Source organism: Streptomyces sp. 2323.1 (genome assembly GCF_900221035.1).
GTDB lineage: Bacteria > Actinomycetota > Actinomycetes > Streptomycetales > Streptomycetaceae > Streptomyces > Streptomyces sioyaensis.
On record NZ_LT907981.1, the window covers coordinates 2,563,975 to 2,587,410 of the forward strand.

At 73.0% G+C, this 23,436-nt stretch carries 20 protein-coding genes; 13 read left to right on the top strand and 7 right to left on the bottom strand.

Annotated features, from left to right (window positions below; genetic code table 11):
• The first annotated feature begins 94 nt into the window (after positions 1-94).
• The 6 genes from scy (at position 95) to CPH93_RS36135 (ending at position 10,185) form a co-directional block, all read left to right on the top strand.
• Positions 95-4,345 carry a polarized growth protein Scy gene (gene scy / locus CPH93_RS10345; RefSeq protein WP_096212620.1) on the top strand — a complete coding sequence of 1,417 codons (4,251 nt, stop codon included), beginning with the start codon at positions 95-97 and terminating at the stop codon, positions 4,343-4,345.
• A 113-nt stretch (positions 4,346-4,458) separates the two neighbouring features.
• Positions 4,459-5,397 carry a cellulose-binding protein gene (locus CPH93_RS10350; protein ID WP_093485204.1) on the top strand — a complete coding sequence of 313 codons (939 nt, stop codon included), beginning with the start codon at positions 4,459-4,461 and terminating at the stop codon, positions 5,395-5,397.
• A gap of 172 nt (positions 5,398-5,569) precedes the next feature.
• Positions 5,570-6,607, top strand: coding sequence for an ABC transporter ATP-binding protein (locus tag CPH93_RS10355; RefSeq protein ID WP_093485203.1), 1,038 nt, complete (start codon positions 5,570-5,572; stop codon positions 6,605-6,607).
• Between the two features lie 3 nt (positions 6,608-6,610).
• Complete coding sequence (locus tag CPH93_RS10360; RefSeq protein WP_093485202.1) at positions 6,611-7,384, top strand: ABC transporter permease; 774 nt, start codon at positions 6,611-6,613, stop codon at positions 7,382-7,384.
• 150 nt (positions 7,385-7,534) lie between these two features.
• Positions 7,535-8,842: an ABC transporter ATP-binding protein gene (locus tag CPH93_RS10365; protein WP_096212621.1), complete on the top strand. Its 1,308-nt coding sequence runs from the start codon at positions 7,535-7,537 to the stop codon at positions 8,840-8,842.
• Positions 8,839-10,185, top strand: coding sequence for an ABC transporter permease subunit (locus CPH93_RS36135; RefSeq protein ID WP_173909767.1), 1,347 nt, complete (start codon positions 8,839-8,841; stop codon positions 10,183-10,185). The genes CPH93_RS10365 and CPH93_RS36135 overlap by 4 nt, the downstream gene beginning before the upstream one ends.
• A 23-nt stretch (positions 10,186-10,208) precedes the next feature.
• On the opposite strand, the gene CPH93_RS10375 is transcribed toward CPH93_RS36135, so the two are convergent.
• On the bottom strand, positions 10,209-10,526 hold the full coding sequence (locus CPH93_RS10375) for a hypothetical protein (RefSeq protein WP_006603072.1): 318 nt from the start codon (positions 10,524-10,526) through the stop codon (positions 10,209-10,211).
• A gap of 186 nt (positions 10,527-10,712) precedes the next feature.
• Here CPH93_RS10375 and CPH93_RS10380 point away from each other — a divergent pair, with 186 nt between their 5' ends.
• A complete protein-coding gene (locus CPH93_RS10380) occupies positions 10,713-11,762 on the top strand; it encodes an LLM class flavin-dependent oxidoreductase (RefSeq protein ID WP_093485199.1) in 1,050 nt (349 codons plus the stop codon).
• A gap of 157 nt (positions 11,763-11,919) precedes the next feature.
• Here CPH93_RS10380 and CPH93_RS10385 read toward each other — a convergent pair whose 3' ends face one another.
• Positions 11,920-12,312 carry an SCO5389 family protein gene (locus tag CPH93_RS10385; protein ID WP_006603074.1) on the bottom strand — a complete coding sequence of 131 codons (393 nt, stop codon included), beginning with the start codon at positions 12,310-12,312 and terminating at the stop codon, positions 11,920-11,922.
• 249 nt (positions 12,313-12,561) lie between these two features.
• Between CPH93_RS10385 and nucS the strand changes: the two genes are divergently transcribed.
• On the top strand, positions 12,562-13,224 hold the full coding sequence (gene nucS, locus CPH93_RS10390) for an endonuclease NucS (protein ID WP_006603075.1): 663 nt from the start codon (positions 12,562-12,564) through the stop codon (positions 13,222-13,224).
• A gap of 116 nt (positions 13,225-13,340) precedes the next feature.
• Here nucS and CPH93_RS10395 read toward each other — a convergent pair whose 3' ends face one another.
• From CPH93_RS10395 to CPH93_RS10410, 4 genes are all read right to left on the bottom strand, one after another.
• Positions 13,341-15,902: an ATP-binding protein gene (locus tag CPH93_RS10395; protein ID WP_096212622.1), complete on the bottom strand. Its 2,562-nt coding sequence runs from the start codon at positions 15,900-15,902 to the stop codon at positions 13,341-13,343.
• Positions 15,903-16,279: 377 nt separating this feature from the next.
• The gene (locus CPH93_RS10400) at positions 16,280-16,603 is read right to left on the bottom strand and encodes an STAS domain-containing protein (protein WP_093485197.1); all 324 of its coding nucleotides are present in this window, start codon (positions 16,601-16,603) and stop codon (positions 16,280-16,282) included.
• 146 nt (positions 16,604-16,749) lie between these two features.
• A complete protein-coding gene (locus CPH93_RS10405; RefSeq protein ID WP_096212623.1) occupies positions 16,750-17,598 on the bottom strand; it encodes a 3-hydroxyacyl-CoA dehydrogenase family protein in 849 nt (282 codons plus the stop codon).
• A 212-nt stretch (positions 17,599-17,810) separates the two neighbouring features.
• Positions 17,811-18,452, bottom strand: coding sequence for a TetR/AcrR family transcriptional regulator (locus CPH93_RS10410; RefSeq protein ID WP_093485195.1), 642 nt, complete (start codon positions 18,450-18,452; stop codon positions 17,811-17,813).
• A gap of 80 nt (positions 18,453-18,532) precedes the next feature.
• On the opposite strand from CPH93_RS10410, the gene CPH93_RS10415 reads away from it, so the two are divergent.
• The 3 genes from CPH93_RS10415 to CPH93_RS10425 are packed head-to-tail and all read left to right on the top strand — an operon-like array spanning position 18,533 to position 20,659.
• Entirely contained in the window at positions 18,533-19,312 is a 780-nt protein-coding gene (locus CPH93_RS10415; RefSeq protein WP_096212624.1) for an ABC transporter ATP-binding protein, read from the top strand.
• Positions 19,313-19,320: 8 nt separating this feature from the next.
• On the top strand, positions 19,321-20,076 hold the full coding sequence (locus tag CPH93_RS10420) for an ABC transporter permease (RefSeq protein ID WP_096212625.1): 756 nt from the start codon (positions 19,321-19,323) through the stop codon (positions 20,074-20,076).
• 10 nt (positions 20,077-20,086) lie between these two features.
• The gene (locus CPH93_RS10425; RefSeq protein ID WP_042148781.1) at positions 20,087-20,659 is read left to right on the top strand and encodes a cob(I)yrinic acid a,c-diamide adenosyltransferase; all 573 of its coding nucleotides are present in this window, start codon (positions 20,087-20,089) and stop codon (positions 20,657-20,659) included.
• Between the two features lie 46 nt (positions 20,660-20,705).
• Here CPH93_RS10425 and CPH93_RS10430 read toward each other — a convergent pair whose 3' ends face one another.
• Complete coding sequence (locus CPH93_RS10430; RefSeq protein WP_093485193.1) at positions 20,706-21,293, bottom strand: hypothetical protein; 588 nt, start codon at positions 21,291-21,293, stop codon at positions 20,706-20,708.
• A 173-nt stretch (positions 21,294-21,466) separates the two neighbouring features.
• Here CPH93_RS10430 and CPH93_RS10435 point away from each other — a divergent pair, with 173 nt between their 5' ends.
• Positions 21,467-22,699: a sensor histidine kinase gene (locus CPH93_RS10435; RefSeq protein WP_096212626.1), complete on the top strand. Its 1,233-nt coding sequence runs from the start codon at positions 21,467-21,469 to the stop codon at positions 22,697-22,699.
• The gene (locus CPH93_RS10440) at positions 22,696-23,388 is read left to right on the top strand and encodes a response regulator (RefSeq protein WP_173909768.1); all 693 of its coding nucleotides are present in this window, start codon (positions 22,696-22,698) and stop codon (positions 23,386-23,388) included. The genes CPH93_RS10435 and CPH93_RS10440 overlap by 4 nt, the downstream gene beginning before the upstream one ends.
• The last annotated feature ends 48 nt before the right edge of the window (positions 23,389-23,436 follow it).

The following is a 23,436-nucleotide window of genomic DNA, read 5'->3' on the forward strand; positions in this document are numbered from 1 at the left end:
GGCGCAAGTCCGTACGACGTGACGTGTACGGGACGAGCGCTGCAGAATCCGGAGACGGCCGCCACCATGACCAGGGGACGGATGGGACCGCGCAGTGCGGGGCAACGACCGCTACGAGGCTGACGACCACCTCTCGCAGTTCGAGGCCGAGATGGAGCGGCTGAAGAGCGAGCGGGACAAGGCCGTCCAGCACGCCGACGACCTCGGCTATCAGGTCGAGGTGCTGCGCGCCAAGCTCCATGAGGCGCGCCGCAACCTCGCGACCCGTCCTGCCTACGACAACGTCAGTCATCAGGCCGAGCAGCTGCTGCGCAATGCGCAGATCCAGGCGGACCAACTGCGTACGGACGCCGAGCGCGAGCTGCGCGAGGCACGGGCACAGACCCAGCGGCTGCTGCAGGAGCAGGCCGAGCGGCAGTCCCGGCTGGAGGCCGAGCTGCACGCCGAGGCGGTCACCCGCCGCCAGCGGCTCGACGAGGAGCTCAACGAGCGCCGGCAGACCGTCGAATCGCACGTCAACGAGAACGTCGCCTGGGCCGAACAGCTGCGCGCCCGTACGGAGTCGCAGGCCCGCCGGCTGATGGAGGAGTCCCGGGCGGAGGCCGAGCAGGCGCTGGCGGCCGCGCGGGCCGAGGCCCAGCGGCTGGCCGAACGCGCCCGTGAGCGGCTCGGCTCCGAGGCGGAGCAGGCCCGCGCCGAAGCGGAATCCATCCTGCGCCGGGCGCGTACGGACGCCGAGCGGCTGCTGAACGCCGCCTCCAACCAGGCCCAGGAGGCCACCGACCAGGCCGAGCAGCTGCGCACCAGCGTCGGCAGCGAATCGGAGGAGGCGCGCCGGCAGGCCGCGGAGCTGACCCGCACCGCCGAGGCCCGCATCCAGGAGGCCGACACGGCGCTGCGCGAGGCGCGTGCCGAGGCGGAGAAGCTGGTCGAGGAGGCGCAGCAGGCCGCCTCCAAGCGGCTGTCGGCCGTCGAGTCGGACAACGAGCAGCGCACCCGTACGGCCAAGGCGGAGATCGCCCGGCTGGTCGGGGAGGCCACCAAGGAGGCCGAGGCGCTCAAGGCCGAGGCCGAGCAGCTGCGGACCGATGCCCGCACGGAGGCCGAACGGCTGATCGCCGAGGCGCAGGACAGCGCCCGGTCGCAGGCGGCCGAGGACTCCGCGGCACAGCTGGCGAAGGCCGCGCGCACCGCCGAGGAGGTGCTGACCAAGGCGTCGGAGGACGCCAAGGCCACCACCAAGGCGGCGGCGGAGGAGGCCGAACGGCTGCGCAAGGAGGCCGAGTCCGAGGCGGACCGGCTGCGGGAAGAGGCGCATGACACCGTCGCGCAGCTCAAGGGCGCGGCGAAGGACGACACCAAGGAGTACCGCGCCAAGACCGTCGAACTCCAGGAGGAGGCGCGGCGGCTGCGCGGGGAGGCCGAGCAGCTGCGGGCGGACGCGGTCGCCGAGGGCGAGCGGATCCGCAGCGAGGCCCGCCGGGAGGCGGTCCAGCAGATCGAGGAGGCGGCCGGGTCCGCCGAGGAACTGCTGGGCAAGGCCAAGAACGATGCCGAGGAGACCCGTTCGGCCGCCGTCGCGGAGAGCGAGCGGGTGCGGACGGAGGCCATCGAACGGGCCACGGCGCTGCGCCGGCAGGCCGAGGAGGCCCTGGAGCGGGCCCGCTCGGAGGCCGAGGAGCTGCTCACCGAGGGCGCCCAGGCCGCGGAGATGGTCACCACCGAGGCGGAGGAGTCCGCCGCACGGCTGCGGGCCGAGGCCGAGCAGGCCGCCCAGGACCGGCGCGCCGAGGCGCAGGCCGAGCTGGACCGGCTGCGCACCGAGGCGGAGGAGAAGGTCGCCGCCGCCGAGCAGCGGCTGCGCGACGCCCGCGCGGAAGCGGAGGCGCTGCGCCGGGAGACCCAGGAGGAGGCGGCCCGCCTCAAGTCGGAGTCGGCGGAGCGGCGCCGGACGCTGGAGCAGCAGGCCGAGGAGGAGGCCGAACGGCTGCGCGCGGAGGCCGCTGCGGATGCGACGGCGGCGCGTGCCGAGGCCGAGTCGGCGGCGGCCGGGCTGCGCAGCGAGGCGACGGCCGAGGCGGAGCGGCTGAAGGCGGAGGCGCAGGAGACCGCGGACCGGGTGCGTGCGGAGGCGGCGACGGCCGCGGAGCGCACGGGTACCGAGGCGGCGCAGGCGCTGGCCGCGGCCCAGGAGGAGGCCGCGCGGCGGCGCCGGGAGGCCGAGCAGCTGCTGGGCGAGGCCCGCGAGGAGGCCCACCAGGAGCGCACCGCGGCGCGCGAGCAGAGCGAGGAGCTGCTGGCGGCGGCCCGTACCCGGGTCGGCGAGGCGCAGGAGGAGGCCGAGCGGCTGGTCGAGGACGCCGACCGGCGGGCCGTCGAGCTGATGGCGGCGGCCGAACAGACCGCGCAGCAGGTGCGGGACTCGGTCGCGGGGCTGCACGAGCAGGCCGGTGAGGAGATCGCCGGGCTGCGTTCGGCGGCCGAGCACGCCGCGGAGCGGACGAAGGCCGAGGCGCAGGACGAGGCGGACCGGCTCCGCAAGGAGGCCTACGAGGAGCGCGAGCGCGCCTCGGAGGAGGCCGTACGCGTACGCCAAGAGGCCCAGGAGGCCCGGGACGACGCGAAGTCCCTGGCGGAGCGGGCGGTTTCCGAGGCCATCGAGGAGGCCGAGGGGCTGCGCGCCGAGGCGGCCGGGGTCCTCGACGAGGCCCGCCGGGACGCCAACACGGCCCGCACCGAGGCCGCCGAGCAGGCCGACCGGCTGCTGTCGGAGGCGAGCGCACAGGCCGAGAAGCTGGTCGCGGACGCCACCGCGAAGGCACAGCAGCTGCGCACGGACGCCTCGGACGCGCTGGCGTCGGGCGAGCAGGACGCGGCGCGGGCCCGTGCGGAGGCGCGCGACGACGCGAACCGGATGCGTTCGGAGGCCGCGGAGCAGGCCGACCGCCTGATCACCGAGGCCCGTACCGAGGCCGAACGGATCGTCACCGAAGCCACCGAGCTGACGTCTTCGGCGCAGGACGACGCCGACCGCATCGTCCAGGAGGCCCGGGCGGCCGCCGACGCGATGCGCGCGGAGGGCGAGCAGCAGGCGCAGGCGCTGGTGTCGGAGGCGACGCAGACCGCGGAGCGGCTGCGCACCGAGGCGGCCGAGGTGCTGGAGAGCGCCCGGCTGGACGCGGAGCGCACCGGCGACCAGGCGCGCGAGGCGGCCAACAAGACGCGTTCGGACGCCGCGGAACAGGCCGACCAGCTGATGTCGGAGGCCGCGACCGAGGCGGAGCGGCTGCGTACCGACGCGGCGGAGACGACCGCGGACGCCGAGCGGGACGCGGACCGTACCCGGGCCGATGCCCGGGAGCTGGCGGACCGGATGGTCGCGACGGCCACCGCGGAGGCGGACCGGCTGCGGGCGGAGGCGGCCGAGACGGTCACCGCCGCGCAGGAGCACGCCAACCGCACCCGCAACGAGTCCGCGAAGCTCAAGGAGGACGCCGAAGCGGCGGCCGAGCGCACCCGGACCGACGCCCAGGAGGCGGCGGACCGGCTGCTGGACGAGGCGCGCAAGGACGCTGCCCAGCGCCGCGGGGACGCCGCCGAGCAGGCGGACCAGCTCGTCGCCAGGGCCCAGGAGGAGGCGCTCAAGGCGGCCACCGCCGCCGAGGAGCAGGCCGACACGATGGTCGGGGCGGCCCGCACGGAGGCCGAGCGGCTCGTCGCGGAGGCGACCTCCGACGGCAACGAGCTGGTCGAGAAGGCGCGTACGGACGCGAACACCCTGCTGGAGGAGGCCCGCCGGGACGCCACCGGCATCCGCGAGCGCGCCGAGGAGCTGCGCCAGCGGATCGAGTCCGAGGTCGAGGAGCTGCACGAGCGGGCCCGCCGGGAGTCGGCGGAGACGATGAAGAACGCCGGCGAGCGGGTCGACAAGCTCATCGCGCAGGCCACCGCCCAGCAGGTGGAGGCCGAGGAGAAGGCCGACCGGATGGTCGCGGACGCCAACAGCGAGGCGAGCAAGGTCCGGATCTCGGCGGTGAAGAAGGCCGAGGGCCTGATCAAGGAGGCCGAGAACAAGAAGGCCGAGGCGGTGCGCGACGCGGAGCGGATGCGCCGCGAGGCCGAGGCCGAGGCCACCCGGATCGTCGACGAGGGCAAGCGGGAGCTGGAGGTCCTGGTGCGCCGGCGCGAGGACATCAACGCCGAAATCTCCCGCGTCCAGGATGTCCTGGAGGCCCTGGAATCGTTCGAGACGCCCGGCGGAAACGGGGACGGAAAGGGCGGTGGTGTGAAGGCAGCCGCCGGAGCGGGGGCAACTCGTTCGAGTGGCAAGCAGTCTGAAGGGTAGCCACTCAAATGAGGGGTCATTCTCCAGATCAAACGGGCAATGACTCGATGACACGCCGTTGTGACCCCTAGGATTCTCCTTATCACCTCACCGGTCTCTTCGACAGGAACCCCATGAGCGACACTTCCTCCCCCTTCGGCTTCGAGCTCGTGCGGCGTGGGTACGACCGCGGTCAGGTGGATGACCGCATTACGAAGCTCGTCGCGGACCGCGACAGCGCGCTGGCCCGCATCACGTCGCTGGAAAAGCGGATCGAGGAGCTGCACCTCGAAACGCAGAACGCCCAGGCGCAGGTCAATGACGCCGAACCGTCCTACGCGGGCCTGGGTGCGCGCGTGGAGAAGATCCTCCGCCTCGCCGAGGAAGAGGCGAAGGATCTGCGCGAGGAGGCCCGTCGGGCCGCCGAGCAGCACCGTGAGCTGGCCGAGTCGGCCGCCCAGCAGGTCCGTAACGACGCGGAGGCGTTCGCCGCCGAGCGCAAGTCGAAGGCGGAGGACGAGGGCGCCCGGATCGTCGAGAAGGCCAAGGGCGAGGCGTCCACGCTGCGCGCCGAGGCGCAGAAGGACGCGCAGTCCAAGCGCGAGGAGGCGGACTCCCTCTTCGAGGAGACCCGCGCCAAGGCCGCCCAGGCCGCCGCGGACTTCGAGACCAACCTCGCCAAGCGCCGTGAGCAGTCCGAGCGCGACCTGGCCTCGCGTCAGGCCAAGGCCGAGAAGCGGCTCGCGGAGATCGAGCACCGCGCCGAGCAGCTCCGCCTGGAGGCCGAGAAGCTGCGCACGGACGCGGAGCGCCGGGCCCGCCAGACGGTGGAGACCGCGCAGCGCCAGGCCGAGGACATCGTGGCGGACGCCAACGCCAAGGCGGACCGGATCCGCAGCGAATCCGAGCGCGAGCTGGCGGCGCTGACCAACCGCCGCGACTCGATCAATGCGCAGCTGACCAACGTCCGCGAGATGCTCGCGACGCTGACCGGTGCGGCGGTGGCCGCGGCCGGTGCCCCCGGCGACGAGGAGACCGTCACCCGCGGCGTCCCCGCCCAGCAGACCCGCTGACTGACCGTCCCCCAGCTCACGCTGGGTGGTGCCCCCAGGCAGGTTTCGCCCGCTGCGTCCCACGCCCCCGTACCGCCCGTGTGGCGGCCCGGGGGCGTGGTGCGTACCGGGGGTCAGCCGGGCGGCCCCGCTCCGGTGGCAGGGGCTCCGGGGCCCGCCTAGCGTGCCGTACATGATCGAGCTCGAGGGGCTGACCAAGCATTACGGCGACAAGGTCGCCGTGGACGATCTCACCCTGACGGTGCGGCCCGGCATCGTCACCGGCTTCCTCGGCCCGAACGGCGCGGGCAAGTCGACCACCATGCGGATGATGCTCGACCTGGACAACCCGACGGCGGGGACGGTCCGGATCGACGGCAAGCACTACCGGCAGCTGCAGGATCCGCTGACGTACATCGGGGCGCTGCTGGAGGCGAAGTCGGTGCACGGTGGCCGCAGCGCCGCCAACCATCTGCTGTGTCTGGCGCAGAGCAACGGCATTCCGCGCAGCCGGGTCTTCGAGGTGCTGGACACCGTGGGGCTGAGCGCGGTCGCCAAGAAGCGGGCGAAGGGGTTCTCGCTCGGGATGAGCCAGCGGCTGGGCATCGCCGCGGCGCTGCTCGGCGATCCACAGGTCCTCCTCTTCGACGAGCCGGTCAACGGCCTCGACCCCGAGGGCATCCACTGGATCCGCAATCTGATGAAGAACCTCGCGGCCCAGGGCCGGACCGTGTTCGTCTCCTCGCATCTGATGAGTGAGATGGCGCTGACCGCCGAGCATCTGATCGTGATCGGCCAGGGGCGGCTGATGGCCGACACCTCGATGAGGGAGTTCATCCAGCAGAACTCGCGGTCGTACGTCCGGATGCGGTCCCCGGAGCGGGAGAAGCTGCTGGATCTGCTGCACTCCGAGGGCATCGACGCGGTGGTGGCCGGCAACGGCTCGCTGGAGGTCGACGGGGTGCCCGCCGACCGGCTGGGCGAGCTGGCCGCGGCGCATCAGCTGGTGCTGCACGAGCTGAGCCCCCAGCAGGCGTCCCTGGAAGAGGCGTTCATGCAGCTGACGGCGGATTCGGTGGAGTATCACGCACGCGACGGCGAGCCGGTGCCGGCCCAGGCGGGCTCCCCGCCGGGTGGCCGGACCCCGGGAGCCCCGCAGCCGGCCGGGGCACGCCCCGGCGAGCCGCAGCCGACCGGCTGGGGTGCCGACTGGCAGAAGAAGAGGAGCTGACGGATGGCGGCGCTCGGGCAGGTCATTCGGTCGGAGTGGACCAAGATCAGGTCGGTGCGGTCCACGGTGTGGACGCTCGGCATCGCCGCGGTGCTCACCATCGCGCTGGGCATGCTGATCTGCATCCTGACCAATCACGACTTCCGGTCCATGCCGGCCAGGGAGCGGCTGTCGTTCGACGCCACCAACATCAGCTTCTCCGGGATGGGGCTGGGCCAGCTCGCGATGATCGTTTTCGGGGTGCTGGTGGTCTCGAACGAGTACAGCACCGGCATGATCCGGGCCTCGCTGGCGGCCGTTCCGCAGCGCGGCACCTTTCTGTTCGGCAAGCTGCTGGTGGCCACCGCGCTGGTCTTCGTCGTCGGCCTGGCGACCAGCTTCGTGGCCTTCTTCGCGGGGCAGGCGATGCTGGGTGATCTGCGGGCGCACCTCGGCGATCCCGGGGTGCTGCGCGCGGTGTTCGGCGGCGGGCTCTATATGACGCTGATCGCGCTGTTCTCGATGGCGGTGGCCGTGATGCTGCGCAGTCCGATGCTGTCGCTGGGCATCCTGATGCCGTTCTTCTTCCTGATCTCGAACATCCTCGGCAACGTCTCGGCGACCCGGAAGGTCGGCCGCTATCTGCCGGACCAGGCGGGCTCGAAGATCATGCAGGTGGTCACGCCCGCCAACAACGATGTGCCGTACGGGCCGTGGGGCGGTCTCGGCATCATGATCGCCTGGACGGTGGTGGCGCTGCTCGGCGGCTATGTCCTGCTGAAGCGGCGGGACGCGTGACACCCGGCCGCGAAACGGCCCGCCGTCTCTCCACCGGAGGCCGCGAGCCCCGTCCCGATTGACGGGAACCGTCAATGTACGGATAGCCTCCTAACCCTCACGGGGGTACGAGGGCGCCTCTGCCCCGAGGCATCTCGCGAGGGGCGGAGAATGATCGAGGCAGTCGGCCTGACGAAGCGCTACGGCGCCAAGACGGCCGTGTACAACCTGTCGTTCCAGGTACGGCCGGGCACGGTGACCGGCTTCCTGGGGCCCAACGGCTCCGGCAAGTCGACCACGATGCGCATGATTCTGGGCCTGGACGCACCGACCTCGGGGCACGCGACCATCGCCGGGCGGCCCTACCGCCAGCTCCCCAACGCCCCGCGCCAGGTGGGCGCGCTGCTCGATGCCAAGGCCGTGCACGGCGGGCGCAGCGCGCGCCAGCATCTGCTCTCGCTCGCCCAGCTGTCGGGCATCCCGGCCCGCCGGGTCGACGAGGTGCTCGGCGTGGTCGGTCTGCAGGAGGTCGCAGGGCGGCGCTCCAACGGCTTCTCGCTCGGAATGGGCCAGCGGCTGGGCATCGCCGCGGCGCTGCTCGGCGATCCGCAGGTGCTCCTCTTCGACGAGCCGGTCAACGGCCTCGACCCCGAGGGCATCCTGTGGGTGCGCAACCTGATGAAGCAGCTCGCGTCCGAGGGCCGTACGGTCTTCGTCTCCTCGCATCTGATGAGCGAAATGGCGCTGACCGCCGAGCACTTGATCGTGATCGGCCGTGGCCAGCTGCTGGCGAACATGTCGGTCAAGGAGTTCATCTCGGCCAACTCCGCCGATTTCGCCCGGGTGCGTACCCCGGACACCGAGCCGGAGCAGCGCGAGAAGCTGACCGCCGCGCTCGGTGAAGCGGGCGGGCAGATCACCCCCGAGCCGGACGGCGCCCTGCGGGTGACCGGGCTGCCGCTCCCCCGCATCAGCGATCTCGCGCATGCGGCCGAGGTCCGGCTGTGGGAGCTGTCGCCGCACCAGGCGTCCCTGGAGGAGGCGTACATGCGGATGACGCAGGGCGCCGTGGACTACCGCTCGACGGCCGACGCACGGGCCGGGCTGCAGGAGGCCCCCGCCGGGTTCGCCCCGCAGGGTCCCCCGCCGCAGGGGTATGCGGGTGGCCCCGGCTACCCGGCCGGTCAGCCCGGTGGCCCGGGCCAGGTCCCGGCGGGCATGCCGGGCCAGGTCCCGGCGGGCGTCCCCGGCCAGGGACAGCCGAATCCGTACGCCCAGCAGGCGCCCGGTGCCGTTCCGGGGCCGGGCCATCCGCCGCCCGGGCCGGCTCAGGGTCACCCGTACGGGGCACCCGAGTCGTACGGCGCGCCTCACCCGTACGGGCACCAGCCCGCCGCGCCGATGCCGCCTGCGACCCCGGCCGCACCGCCCGCCGCCCCCGCCGACCAGCCCACGCCGCACCACGAGGACGCCCGATGACCAGCCCTCAGCAGCCGCAGCCCCAGCCGCAGCCTGAGCGCGGACCCGACGACACCGGCGCGCAGCAGCAGCCGCTGCCGGCCGCGCCGCCGGTGCCGCCCGCCGCGCCGCACCCGCCGCAGGGCCGGCCGCCCCAGGCGCCGCCCGCCGCACCGGCGCAGCCCGGACAGCAGCCGCCGCAGCAGCAGCCCGGTCAGCAGCCCCCGCCCGCCGGGGAAGCGGGCACGATGATGCTGCAGGCCCAGCAGCCCCCCGCCCAGCCGTCGCTCGCCAAGGAGCCGGGCACCATGACGCTCCAGGCCCAACAGGCGCCCGGACAGCCCGCGCCGGCCAGGGAAGCCGGCACGATGATGCTCCAGCCCCAGCAGCCCGCCGAGCCGCAGCCGCTCGCGGCACACGGACCGGGCAGGGACGCGGGCACGATGATGCTCCAGCAGCAGGGCCAGCCCCCGGCGCAGCCGCAGGCCCCGGCCCCGCCGCAGCACCAGCAGCACCACCCGCAGGCCCAGCAGCCCCCCGCCCCGCAGCAGGCCCACCCCCAGCAGGCCTGGGCCGGAGCGGGCGGCTACGTCTCCCCCATCCCCGTGCGCCCCACCCACCTCGGCCATGCGCTGGCCTCCGAGTGGACGAAGATCCGCTCGCTGCGCTCGACGATCTGGACGCTGGGCGTGATGGTCGTCCTGACCGTCGGCATCGGTCTGCTGGCCAGCCTCGCGGCGGGCTCGGAACGCGAGATGGACCCGCTGCTCGGCGTCGGCTTCGTCGGCGTGCTGCTCGGCAGCCTGTGCGTGATCACCCTGGGCGTGCTGTCGATCTCGTCCGAGTACGGCACCGGCATGATCCGTACGACGCTGACCGCCTGCCCCAGCCGCGTCCGGGTGCTGACCGCGAAGGCCGTCGTCTTCTTCACCCTCGCGCTGGTGCTCACAACGGTCGCGACCACGCTGGTCGCGCTGCTCGACACCGCCATGCTCAACGGCCCCGCGCCGACCACCGACCAGTGGTTGCGCGCCACCCTCGGTGCCGGTCTGTATGTCGCGCTGCTCGGCCTGCTGGCGCTGGCCGTCGGCGCCCTGCTGCGGCACTCCGCGGGCGCCATCAGCTCGATGATGGGCGTGGTGCTGCTGCCGATGTTGCTGGCGCTGTTCCTGCAGGGTGACAGCGTCAAGGACATCCAGCGGACGCTGATCGAGTACTCGGTGCCGAGCGCCCTGGCGACGCTCTACGACATCCCGTTCCTGCCCACGGGTCCGACCGGCTGGACGCCGCTGTGGATCCTTGCCGGCGTGACCGCGGTGGTGCTGGGCGGCGCCTACGCAGCCGTCGCACAGCGCGACGTCTGACGCCGCGCACCCTTCTCAACCGCTCAGTATCTGGGCGCATTCCGGGACCGCTGGAGCCGCGCGCTCCGGCGGTCCCGTGCGTTCCAGCACGCCTTGTGCCAGTGCCGGCGGTCGTCGACGTCGCCGTGCTGCTGCCAGGCGACGACATGCGGCACCCCGGGCGGGATCTCCTGGTCGCAGCCGGGGCAGCGGTAGTGCTTGGCCGCACCGCCGCCCCCCACCTGCCGGACGACCCAGGTCTCGCCGCGCCACTCCTCGGTACGTTCCAGGCCGTAGCGGTCACCGCCCGTGCGGTCGATGGGCTTCGCGCCGCCGGGCAGGCGGTTTCGACGCGGGGACACAGAGCACCTCGGAGGGTCACGGGGTCACGGGATGTCACCAGCGTACGCGGCTCGGTCAGGGGTGGACTCCGCTCGGCAGGTTTCTGCGATCATCGGGAAATTTCCCGTCAGGCCGTGCCCTTGGCACGTGTCTCCCGTTGTTGCCGGTGGGGGGAGTCGCGTCGGCTGCGAGGAGGCAGAAGAGCGATGCGCGTTGGGGCTTTCATCCTGGCCGCTCAATTCCCCGGCCAGGGACAGGGGGAAGCACTGCACCGCGCGGTGCGCTCCGCGGAGGTCGCGGAGGAGGCCGGGCTCGACGATGTCTGGCTGGCGGAACACCACTTCGTACCGTACGGCGTCTGTCCGAGCGCGGTGACGCTGGCGGCGCTGCTGCTGGGGCGCACCCGCCGGATCGGGGTCGGGACGGCGGTGAGCGTGCTGCCGACCCAGCATCCGGTGACGCTCGGCGAGCAGGCGGCGCTGCTGCATCTCACCGCCGGCGGCCGGTTCACGCTCGGCGTCGGCCGGGGCGGCCCCTGGGTGGATCTGGAGGTGTTCGGCTCCGGGCTCGCCGCGTACGACCACGGCTTCCCGGAATCCCTCGATCTGCTGATGCGCTGGCTGCGGGAGCCGCGGGTCGGCGCGCAGGGCGAGCGCTATGCGTTCCGGGAGGTGGCGGTGGTGCCGCGGCCGGATCAGGCGCTGACCGATCCGGACGATCCGTGTGCCGGGCCCACGGGCCCGCCGGTGGTGGTGGCCTGCACCTCCGCCGCGTCGGTGCGGACCGCCGCCGAGCGCGGGCTGCCGATGCTGCTGGGTATGCACTGCGGAGACGAGGAGAAGGCGGAGATGGTCGCGCTGTGGCGGTCGGCCGCCCGGGAGGCCGGCCGGGACGGCGACGAGGTGGCCGCCGCCGCGCATGTCTCGGCGGGCGTGGTGCAGGTCGCCGACGGCCGGGAGGCGGCGAGGGAGTCCCTGACCAAGGCGATGCCCGGCTGGCTGCGGCAGGGCCTGGGCGCGCATGTGACCGTCGACGGCCGCTATCGCGCGATGCGTGATCCGCTGGCCTATACGGAGCTGCTGTGCGGGCTGCATCCCGTCGGCACACCCCAGCTGTGCGCGGACCGGCTGGCGGCGACCTCGGAGCGTACGGGCATCAGCCGCTTCGCCCTGCTCGTCGAGGGATCCGGTGACCTCGCGGCGACGGAGGAGAACGTGCGCCGGCTGGGCGCGGAGGTGCTGCCGCAGCTGGGGTGACCGGCCCGGTGCGGCGCTGCCGTGCGCGGGCGACGGTGCCCGCGCGCGGTGGAGCCGCGCACCGTGCCCGGAGGTGTCCCCGTCCTGGGAGAGTGCTGCCGCTGGCGCACCGGCACGGTGCGTCTCACAATCCTGTGCGCAGCGGCAGCAACGGCGTTCAGCAGTCGCGGAGTTGCGGCGACTGATTCAACAGCTGGCCCCGTATGGAGGTGAATCGGGCCAGGCGGTCGTCCACCGCCGGGTCGAGCGGGAAGACCGCGACCCGGTGGCAGTTCTGAAAGGCGAGCCGCACACCGAAGTGCCGCTCCAGCGAACCACGAATGGCGTCACTCGCCAGTGCGCGCAGCAACTGACCGCGCGCCTGCTCGTCCGGCGGAGGCGTCTGATTGTCGGCGAACTCTCCGCCGTCCACCTTCAGCTGGGCCACCAGAGAGCTGATCATCCCCCATGCATAGGGCAGGGAGGTCCGGACGCAGTCGACAAATGCGGCTTCGTCGACCTCGCCTCGCTCGGCCTGTTCGAGGAGGGCCGGTGAGACGTCGAGCGACATGAGGTTCTCCTCTCGCGGCCCCGCCGGGACGGACAGGGCCTAGGGACGGGACAAGGGGTTTCGCGACACAGCGTGTTCGCCTCACGACCCCCCGCTTCAACGGTATGCCGCGCAAGGTGCCCGCACCAGGAGATTGCACATACAACCGGCCATTGGCGAGCGCCGGGGGTGCGGGGATTTCCCCCGTAAAGGCCCCGTGATCCAGGGCGAATCGCGTGCGGGGCCTCCGGTCGAGTAGCGTTTCGCCCCATGCGTCTCGTCATCGCCCGCTGCTCCGTGGACTACGCGGGCCGGCTCACCGCCCATCTCCCCTCGGCCCCCCGCCTCATCCTCGTGAAGGCCGACGGCTCCGTCTCCGTTCACGCGGACGACCGGGCCTACAAACCCCTCAACTGGATGTCGCCGCCGTGCACCCTCAAGGAGGCCGACGGGGACGTGTGGACGGTGGAGAACAAGGGCGGCGAGAAGCTCATCATCACCCTGGAGGAGGTCATGCACGACTCCTCGCACGAACTCGGCGTCGACCCGGGGCTCATCAAGGACGGGGTGGAGGCCCACCTCCAGGAGCTGCTCGCGGACCGGATCGAAACCCTCGGCGAGGGATACTCCCTGATTCGGCGTGAATACCCCACTGCCATCGGCCCGGTGGATATCTTGTGCCGGGATGCCGATCACCGGACCGTCGCCGTCGAGATCAAGCGGCGGGGTGAGATCGACGGCGTCGAGCAGCTCACCCGCTATCTCGAACTCCTCAACCGTGACCCGCATCTGGCCCCGGTGAAGGGCGTCTTCGCCGCTCAGGAGATCAAGCCGCAGGCGCGGGTGCTGGCCACCGACCGCGGTATCGACTGTGTCGTCCTGGACTACGACGCGCTGCGCGGCATCGAGGACGACAAGCTCCGGCTGTTCTGACCCCGTCGGCCCCTGGGGACTTCTTCGGCCATGATCCCCGGGTGCCGCCCCCGGGGACGGCGCAGCGCAACGGCCCGGTCACGTACCGGGCCGTTGCGCTGTGGTGGTGCGGGGCCTCAGCCCGTCGAGGAGCTCGCCGTGCCGGCGGAGGAGGCGCCGCCGTCCGACGGTGTGCCGCCGGACGAACTGCCCCCGGTGGAGCCGCTGTCCGAGGGGGCGGCCACGGACTGCGAGGGGCTCTGCGTCGACGGCTTGTCCGTGGGGTCCTGGGTGGGGGTCGGACTGGACGTGGTGCTGGTCGGCTTGTCCGTCGGCGTGGGATCGGACGGGTCGTCGGTCGGCGGCTGGGTGGTGCGGGTCGGCCGGCCGGTGGGGGTGGTGGGCCGCCCGGTCGGTTCGGTGGGGCCGGTCGTCGGGTCCGTCGGGCCGGTGCCGCTGGGCGAACCGCTGGTGGCGGGGCCGGAGGCCGAGGGGGACGGGGACGCCTGGTGACCGGGGGTGCCCGGGGTGCCGGGCCGGGTCGTGCCGGCCTGCTGGGCCGGCGACCGGCCGGTGCCGGTCGCGGGGTCTTCCTCCGGGGTGTCGGTGGCGGCGCCGTCGTCCGTGCTTTGTTCGGTGCTGACCTTGTCGTCGTGGTGCGCGTCACCGGACGGCATGCCGAGCGTGACGACGGTGCCGAGGACGGCGGCCAGCAGGGCGCCGGCGCCGGCGGCCACGACGTTGCGGCGGGCCGTGCCGAACAGCCGCTTGCCGCCGGCCGTGCCGCTCACGGTCACGGCCGTCGTGGCGGCGGCCGCCGAGGAAGAACTGCGGGCGACGATCGTCGCCGCGGTCTCCTCGGCCCGTGGCGTCCGCGGCTTCGCGGCCGGGACGCCGGCGGCCGGTGTGGCGGCCGGGCTCTTCGCCTTCCGGGCTGCGGCCGCGCCGGGTGCCTGCGGCAGGGTGGTGGTGGCCGCCGCGGCGGCAGCGGCCCGGGAGCTGTCGGTGACCAGCGCCAGCGCGCGGCGTCCGGCCACCGCGCCATTGCGGTCGGAGAGCACACCGCGCAGCCCGATGGAGGCCTCCAGCTCGGCGCGCGCCTTGTCGAGGTTGCCGGTGCACAGCGCCAGCACGCCCAGCTCATGGTGGAAGTAGGCCTCTTCGGCGACCTCGCCGGCCAGCCGCGCGGCCTCCTGGCCGTGCCGCAGGCTGCGCTCCCAGGCGCTCCAGTGCAGCGCCGCGGCGAACGCCGGGGCGGCCGTACGGGCGAGCAGCACGGCCGCGCTGGTGTGCCCGCCCTCCCGGCTGCCGGTCAGCACGCCCATCGCGGCCAGCGCCACATCGGACTCCGCGGCGGCCCGTTCGGGGGTGACCGAGGGGTGACCGGCCCACCAGGCGTAGTGCTGGGCGACGGTGTGGGCCCGGGCGGCGGCGCCCTCCGCGTAGCCGTCCGCGGCCAGCTGGTCCTGGACGGTGGCGGCGAGCCGGTAGTGCCCGGCGACCGGGGTGATCAGGCCGCAGGCCAGCAGCTCGCCGAGGGCGGCGTCGGCGCGGGTGTCCTCGGTGAGGGCCGGCAGATGCGCCTGGTGCGGCAGCTCGCCGCCGAGCGCGACGGCGATCCGCAGCGTCTCCCGGGCGGCTTCGCTGAGCCGGGAAGCCAACAGCGGGGCGGGGGCGGCGGCCTCGCCGAGGGACGGCAGCGGCACCTCGGGGTGCTCGCCCGCCCCGGCGGCCGGCTCGTCGGTGTCCGCCTCCGCGGGGAAGAGCCCGTAACCGTCGTCGAGGGCCCCCGGCCCGGCGAGCATCCGGTCGCGCTGCCGCAGCAGGGCGGCCGCCTGCACGAACCGCAGCGGCAGCCCCTCGGACTCGAACCAGAGGTCCGCGGCCCAGGCCTCCTCGTCGTCGGTGAGCGGCCGGTCCACGGCGCGCTCCAGCATCCGTACGCAGGCGCCGCGGCCGAGGCCGCCGAGGAAGACCTCTTCGACGTGCGAGCCGGCGCTGGGGGCCGCGACGTCGGGGGTGGCGGCGAGCAGGAAGGCGCATTCGGGGGTGGCGGCGAGCAGCTCGTCGAGCGCGGCGCCGCCGAACTCCAGGTCGTCCAGGACGACGATCCCGCCGATCCCGCCGACCATGCGCAGCATCTCGGTCCGGTCGGGGCGGTGCTGCGGGGCCCGGTGGACGGCGGCGAACAGCGCGTACAGCAGGTCGGTGGTGTTGCGGTGGTAGCCGGACAGCCGGATCACCCCGTCCGGGGCGAGGTCGGCGCAGGCGTCGGCGACGGCGTCCAGCAGCCGGGTGCGGCCCGAACCGGAGGGCCCGGTGACGCGTACCGAGCGGCCCCGGGAGAGCAGCCGGACCAGGCGCTCGGTGTCCTCGGTGCGCTCTTCGAGGACGGCCTGCTGCCCGGCGGACACGGGTGGGCCCGGGGGCAGCGGGGGCGCCGCCGCGCGGGCGGCCGCGGCGCGTTCCTCCTGGTCGAGCTTGCCGGGGGCGGCGGGGACCTCGCCGGGCGGGCAGGGTTCTATTTCGCTGCCGTCGACGGGGTTGACGGTGACGAGGTAGGCACCCGAGACGAGCCGTACGACGCGGGCGGTCCCCCGGGAGCCGCCCTGCGGCCCGCCGAACGCGGGGGCCGGCGGCTCGGCAGGGCCGTCCTGCTCGCCGTGCTCCTCGGGTCCCCGGTGAGTGTTCGGGTCCATCGTGCAAGCTCCCAGATGCTTCGTTCCGCGCCGCCTCGCCGGGCATCCAGGAGGCCGGGCGTCGTGCCGGCTGCGCTTCGTGCCGTCCGCGCTCCTCCGGCTCCGGCAGCTTGTGCGTGGCCCTCGCGTCCGGTCCGGTTCCCGCCGCGGATGATGACATACGGGCGGGAACCGAACCTTAGACCTGGAGCGTGGCCCGGCGCATCGCCGGGGGCCACTCCTGACCGGAACTTCCGGGATTGGCCGGTGTCGTGCTGTTTACGACATTTCTCTCGTTCGGCTCGGCATGCTTCGTCGCGCTGTGCCGTGCGTTTCTGATCGCCCGGTCCCCGACCCGACTCCGTGCGCGGGCCTCCGGGCGGCGTACCGCCCGTGCCTCATACCCGCGGAAGCGTTTCCGCTTCGATGCCGCCCTCGATCGCGAGGATGCGGTGCAGCCGGGTGGCGACCAGCAGGCGCTGCATCTGGGCCGGTACTCCGCGCAGCACCAGCCTGCGGTTGACCCGGCCCGCACGGCGGTGCGCGCCCATGATCACACCGAGGCCGGTGGCATCCCAGGAATCCAGCTCGGTCAGGTCCAGCACGAGATCGCCCCGACCGGAGTCGACGGCGGCATGCAGGGCCGTTCGGGCGTCCGCCGCGCTGCGGACGTCGAGGCGGCCCCCGACGACCAGCTCGGCGTGGTCGCCCCTGATGTGCATATGCGCTCCCCGGTGTCATGGGTGGTGCCTGGACGTCTACAGAACTGACTGCCTCTCATGCGGCGAAGTTGCCGCCTGTAAGCGAACCGATACCCGAATTCACCCCGCGGGGTGAGCCCATCGGGGCCGATGGGCCTGACGGGGCATCAGTGCTCGTAGAAGCCCTGCCCACTCTTGCGTCCGATATCGCCCGCATCGACCATCCGGCGCATGATCTCCGGCGGTGCGAACTTCTCGTCCTGGGACTCGGTGTAGATGTTGTCGGTGGCGTGCAGCAGGATGTCGATGCCCGTCAGGTCGGCGGTGGCGAGCGGCCCCATCGCGTGGCCGAAGCCCAACTTGCAGGCGGTGTCGATGTCCTCGGCGCTGGCCACGCCGGATTCGTAGAGCTTGGCGGCCTCGACGACCAGCGCCGAGATCAGGCGGGTGGTGACGAAGCCGGCCACATCGCGGTTGACGACGACACAGGTCTTGCCGACCGACTCGGCGAACTGCCGGGCGGTGGCGAGGGTTTCGTCGCTGGTCTTGTAGCCGCGCACCAGCTCGCACAGCTGCATCATCGGCACCGGCGAGAAGAAGTGCGTGCCGACGACCCGTTCGGGGCGGGAGGTCGCCGCCGCGATCTTGGTGATCGGGATGGCGGACGTGTTGGAGGCCAGCACCGCCTCGTCCTTGACGAGCTTGTCCAGCGTCTGGAAGATCTCGCGCTTGACGTCGATCCGCTCGAAGACGGCCTCGACGACGATGTCGGCCTCGGCGGCGACTTCCATGTCGGTCGTGGTGGTGATGCGGGCCAGCGCCTGTTCGGCGTCGGATGCCGCGAGTTTGCCCTTGGCGACGAACTTCTCGTACGAGGCCTCGATGCCGCCCTTGCCCCGGGCCAGCGCCTCGTCCGTCACGTCGCGGAGGACCACGTCCCAGCCCGCCTGGGCGGAGACCTGCGCGATACCGGACCCCATGAGTCCGGCGCCGATGACGGCGAGCTTCTTTGCCACTGCTGTCCCCTCACACCCTGTGCATTTGACGGTCGTGGGTGACGTTAGCGCTCGTGAGCGATCCTTTGGAGGGTAAGAGATGCGCGTCACGCCCGCCCGTCACCCGACCACCGCCCCGTAACGAGGCCCTTCGGGCCGCGGCGCCGATTATCCATGACGGACATCACACCGACGAGTACGCCCCAGGGGGGAACGATCCGGACAGCCCGTCGTCAGTCGGCTGTCCGTACGGCGTAGTTGAGCACCTTTTCGCCCAGCAGGTCCGCCATCTCGTCGAGGAGGACCAGCGCCTCCCGGGAGGCCTCCGCGGGCTTGCGGCCGGCGAGCATCGCCTGGGCGATCCAGTGCATCAGACTCTGGTGCACCCAGTTGATCTGGCCCGCCATCAGGCCCGGCAGCGGGTCGCCGGCCGGTGCGCCGGTCTCCTCCCGGAGCGTGACCTCCAGGTTGTCGTGCACCTCCTGCTGGAGGTACCAGAGGCGGGCCTTGAGGGTGGGCGCGTCGTGCACCACGCGCATGAACCGCTCGTACCCCTCCATCAGTCCGACCCGCGGGGAGACCGCCTCGACCTCCTCGCGCAGTTCGCGCAGGACGGCCACGGCCGCGGACTCCCCCGCCGCCCGGCCCCGTACGAAGCGCGAGAGCCGGTCCGCGACCCCCTTGCTGCGGTCGAAGAAGAGGTCTTCCTTGGCCGGGAAGTAGTTGTAGACGGTGTTGACGGAGACCTCCGCGGCCCCGGCGATCTCCGCGATGGTCACCGCGTCGAAGCCGCGCTCCAGGAAGAGGCCGGTGGCCACGTCGGAGATGTACTGGCGGGTCTGCCGCTTCTTCCGCTCCCTGAGCCCCTCTGCCATGCCCCCACCCTACCTTTCGCTGGGCTCAATGAAATTTTGGGGGCATTGCAATTTTTAAGTCTCTCTGTTTTTCTGTGGGCATGGCAGTCCTCAGCGCGTCCGGCCTCGCCCGGACCTTCACCACCCCGCGCGGCCCCGTAGAGGCCGTACGCGGCATCGACCTCACCGCCGAACGCGGCGAGATCCTCGGCTTCCTCGGCCCCAACGGCGCCGGCAAGACCACCACCCTGCGCATGCTCACCACCCTGCTGACGCCCACCGGCGGCAGCGCGACCGTGGCCGGCTGCGACCTCGTCCGCGACCCGGCGGGCGTCCGCCGCGCCTCCGGATACGTCGCCCAGTCCGGCGGCGTCGACCCGAACGTCTCGGTACGCGAGGAGCTGGTCACGCAGGCCCGCCTCTACCGCCTCGGCAAGGCCGAAGCCGCCTCCCGCGCCGAGGAGTTGGCCGTCGACCTGGGCCTGACCGGGCTGCTCGACCGCAAGACCGCGACGCTCTCCGGCGGGCAGCGGCGGCGGCTGGACCTCGCGATGGGCCTCACCCACCGGCCCCAGGTGCTGTTCCTCGACGAGCCGACCACCGGGCTCGACCCGGGCAGCCGGGCCGACCTGTGGGACCTGGTCCGCCGGATCCGGACGGAACACGGCACCACGGTCTTCCTGACCACCCACTACCTCGACGAAGCCGACGCGCTGGCCGACCGGCTGGTGATCGTCGACCAGGGCGTGGTGGTCGCCGAGGGCACCCCGGACGCCCTCAAGCGCGCCCATGCGGGCTCGGCCGCCGCGTCCCTCCAGGACGCCTTCCTCGCCGTCACCGGGCGCAGCGCCGCCGGTGACCAGACCCCCGTCGCCGTCTAGGAGCCCTTGTGTCCTCGTTTCTCTCCGACACCGCGCTGATCTTCGGGCGGTACGCCCGCCAGACGGTGCGGTCCCGGCTCCAGATGCTCTTCGGCGTGCTGATGCCGCTGCTGTATCTGCTCTTCTTCGGCCCGCTGCTGACCGACCTGCCGCTGTCCGCCCCCGGCAGCTCCTGGCAGGTGCTGGTGCCCGGGCTGCTGCTCCAACTCGGCCTGTTCGGCGCCTCGTTCTGCGGTTTCGGCATCATCCTCGAAAAGCAGTACGGGGTCGTGGAACGGATGCGGGTGACGCCGGTGAGCCGGCTGGCGCTGCTGCTGGGGCGGGTGCTGCGGGATGCCGCGCTGTTCGTCTTCCAGGCGGTGCTGCTGGTGCTGGCGGCCCTGGTCATGGGGCTGCGGGCGCCGCTGCCCGGCATCCTCATCGGCTTCGCGTTCGTCGCGGTGCTGACCGTGGCGCTGGCCTCGCTGTCGTACGCGCTGGCGCTGAAGGTGTCCACGCCCCAGGAGTTCGGGCCGGTCATCAACTCCCTGACCATGCCCTCGATGCTGCTGTCCGGACTGATGCTGCCGATGACGCTGGGGCCGAAGTGGCTCGACGTGCTGTCGCACTTCATGCCGTTCCGCTATCTCGTGGACGCGGTGCGGGCGGCGTTCGTCGGCTCCTACGCCTCCGCGGCCATGCTCCACGGCGTCCTGGCGGCGCTCGCGCTCGTCGCGGTGTCGATGACCCTGTGCACCCGGGCCTTCCGCAGGTCCGCGGCGTAGGCTCGCCCGTATGGTGAATCTGACGCGCATCTACACCCGCACCGGCGACAAGGGCACCACGGCCCTGGGCGACATGAGCCGTACCGCCAAGACCGATTCGCGGATCGCGGCGTACGCGGACGCCAATGAGGCCAATGCGGCCATCGGCGTGGCCCTGGCGCTCGGCTCGCTCCCCGAGGACGTCGCCGCGGTGCTGCTGCGGGTGCAGAACGATCTCTTCGACGTCGGCGCGGACCTCTCGACGCCGGTGGTGGAGAACCCCGAGTTCCCGCCGCTGCGCGTCGAGCAGAGCTACATCGACAAGCTGGAGGCCGACTGCGACCGGTTCCTGGCGGAGCTGGAGAAGCTGCGCAGCTTCATCCTCCCCGGCGGTACGGCCGGTGCCGCGCTGCTGCACCAGGCGTGCACGGTCGTCCGCCGGGCCGAGCGGGCGACCTGGGCGGCGTTCGAGGAGCACGGCGAGACCATGAACCCGCTGACCGCCACCTACCTCAACCGCCTCTCCGACCTCCTGTTCATCCTGGCCCGCACGGCCAACAAGGAGGTCGGGGACGTGCTGTGGGTGCCGGGCGGGGAGCGCTGACCGGCCGGCCGCGGCCGGGCGCCAGGGCCGTCCGGCGGATCAGGCCCTAACGCAGCGTCTTCTGCCGCGGCCCGGCCGCTTCGCCGTCGGCAGCGGCATCCCGGCCCGGGTCCTTCTTCGGCCAGAGGAGATAGGTCAGCGCGATCACGCCGTGGAGGATGACGGTGCGCAGCGTGACGGCCTGCCAGCTGCGCAGGGAGCCGATGTCGCCGTCGCCGACGTACCAGATCGCGCACTGCAGCAGCGTGGAGGCGACGACGGCCATCAGCACCGTACGCAGCCACAGCTTGCCCTCGTGCCGGGCGCGGGCCAGGCCGTAGCGGGGCGGCTTCACCGGCCGCGGACCGCCCCCGAAGCGGTGCGCGACGTGCCCGTCGACCCATTTGATCGTGTAGTGGCCGTAGGCGACGGTGTAGCCGATGTAGACGGCGGCGAGCCCGTGTTTCCAGTCCGCCGTCGCCCCGTTTTTCAGGTCGATCGCGGTGACGGTCAACAACACCAGCTCCAGCAGCGGCTCCAGCAGCAGCACCGCCGCTCCGGTGCGCCGCATCCCTGCCAGGTAGCGCAGCGACAGACCGGCCGCCAGCAGTACCCAGAAGCCGACCTCACAGGCAATGATCAGCGTGACGACCACGGCTGTCTCCTCTCCCGGCCCTTGAGCCGCACACCCCGAGCCTTCCAGCGGCCGCCGCCCGGTACGTCGTCGTAGGCGACGATCCGGGACTGCATCTTTCGATGTAGCCCGCCTCCCCAACGGGTGTCCCTGACGTGGAGGCAGTCGGCCGTGGCGCCGTGTTGGATGGAGGGGTGCTTGCCCGATCCGTCGTCACCGCCGCCGGCCGACCGCACCGCGACGATGTGCTCATCGCGGGCGGCGGGCTGCTCTGCGGGCTGCTGCTGTGGGCGCTGGGGCTGCACGGCGGGCCCTCGCTGCTGGGGCTGCCGCCCTCGCTGACCCTGGTCGCGCTCACCGCGATGGCGCTGGCGGAGCTGATCCGCCGTACGGCGCCGCCGGTGGCGCTGGCCGTCGCGGTGCCGGCCCTGGCGCTGGACATCTGCTCCGGCACCCTGGTCGCCACCGTCGTGATGTTCACGGACGTGGTCTATGCGGCGGTGCTCTACGGCTCGGCGGGGGCGGCCCGCCGGATCCCGCTGCACTCCGTCGTGGTGACGGTCCTGGGGGCCGCCGTACTGACCGCGCTGTGGCACAACCCGCAGGTCGTCCTGGCCGTCATCGGCCTCGCACTGATCACCATCGCCCCGGCCTCGACCGGCCTGATGCTCCGGGAACACCGCGAGGCCGCGGAGGCCGCCCGGCTGCGGGCCGAGCGGATCGCGCTGCTGGCCGAGCGGGACCGGGCGCAGGCGGTGGCCCGCGAACGGGCCCGGATGGCGCGCGAACTGCACGACATGGTCGCCAACCATCTGTCCGCCATCGCGATCCACTCCACCGCCGCCCAGTCCATCGACGACCCGTCGGCGACCCGCGAGGCGCTCGGGGTGATCCGCGAGAACAGCGTGCAAGGTCTGGCCGAAATGCGCCGCCTCATCGGGCTGTTGCGGGACCCGGGGGCCACCGGGGCGGACGGCGCGCCCGCCGCGACCCCCACCCTCGACGGCCTGGACGCGCTGCTCGACCAGGCCCGTACCAGCGGCGCGGGCAGCGGACTGACCTTCGTGCTGGACGACGCCCGCGTCCCGGACGGTGCCGGGGCCGCGCCGGAGCCCGCCGCCCCGGCCGAGCTGGCCGCGTACCGCATCGTCCAGGAGTCACTGACCAACGCGCTCAAGCACGCCGCCCCCGGCGAGGTACGGATACGCCTCGCCCGGGAGCCCGACGGGGCGCTCACCGTCGCCGTCCGCAGCCCGTTCGCCGCCCGGCCACGCCCCCGGGCGCCCGGCTCCGGCACCGGTCTGATCGGGATGCGCGAGCGGACCGCCCTGCTGGGAGGGGAGTTCCGGGCGGGACCGGCAGAGGGGCCGGACGGCAGGGTCTGGCTGGTACGGGCAGCACTGCCCGCCGAGGAGGAAGCACTGTGACGACCGGCAGCGCGGCAGCGCCCATCCGGGTCCTGGTCGCCGAGGACCAGTCCGCCGTCCGGGCCGGGCTGGTCCTCATCCTGCGGTCGGCCCCCGACATCGAGGTCGTCGGGGAGGCCGCGGACGGCGAGGAGGCGGTCCGGCTCGCCCGCGCGCTGCGCCCCGCGCTGGTCCTCATGGACATCCAGATGCCGCGGCTCGACGGAGTCTCCGCCACCCGGCAGATCGTCACCGAGCAACTGGCGGACGTCCTGGTGCTGACCACCTTCGACCTGGACGAATACGTCTTCGGTGCGCTGCGGGCGGGGGCCGCGGGCTTTCTGCTCAAGGACAGCGATGCGGCCACGCTGCTGACCGCGGTGCGCACCGTGGCCGCCGGCGAGGGGCTGATCGCGCCGGCGGTGACCCGGCGGCTGCTCGCGGAGTTCGCCGGCACCCGTACGGCGGCGCGGCCGGCGCGGGACGGGGCGGCGCCCGATCCGGGGGTCCTGGACGCGCTGACGCCACGCGAGCGGGAGGTGCTGGGATGCCTGGGGCGCGGGCTGTCGAACGCCGATATCGCGCTGCGGCTGGTGATGGCGGAGGCCACCGTGAAGACGCATGTCAGTCGGCTGCTGGCGAAGCTGGAGCTGCGCAGCCGGGTACAAGCGGCCGTACTGGCACGGGAGTTGGGAGTGGAGGGGCCTTAGGGGGTGGGGCGTACGGGGGGCGAGGGCCGCAAGGGGGATGGGCCGTAG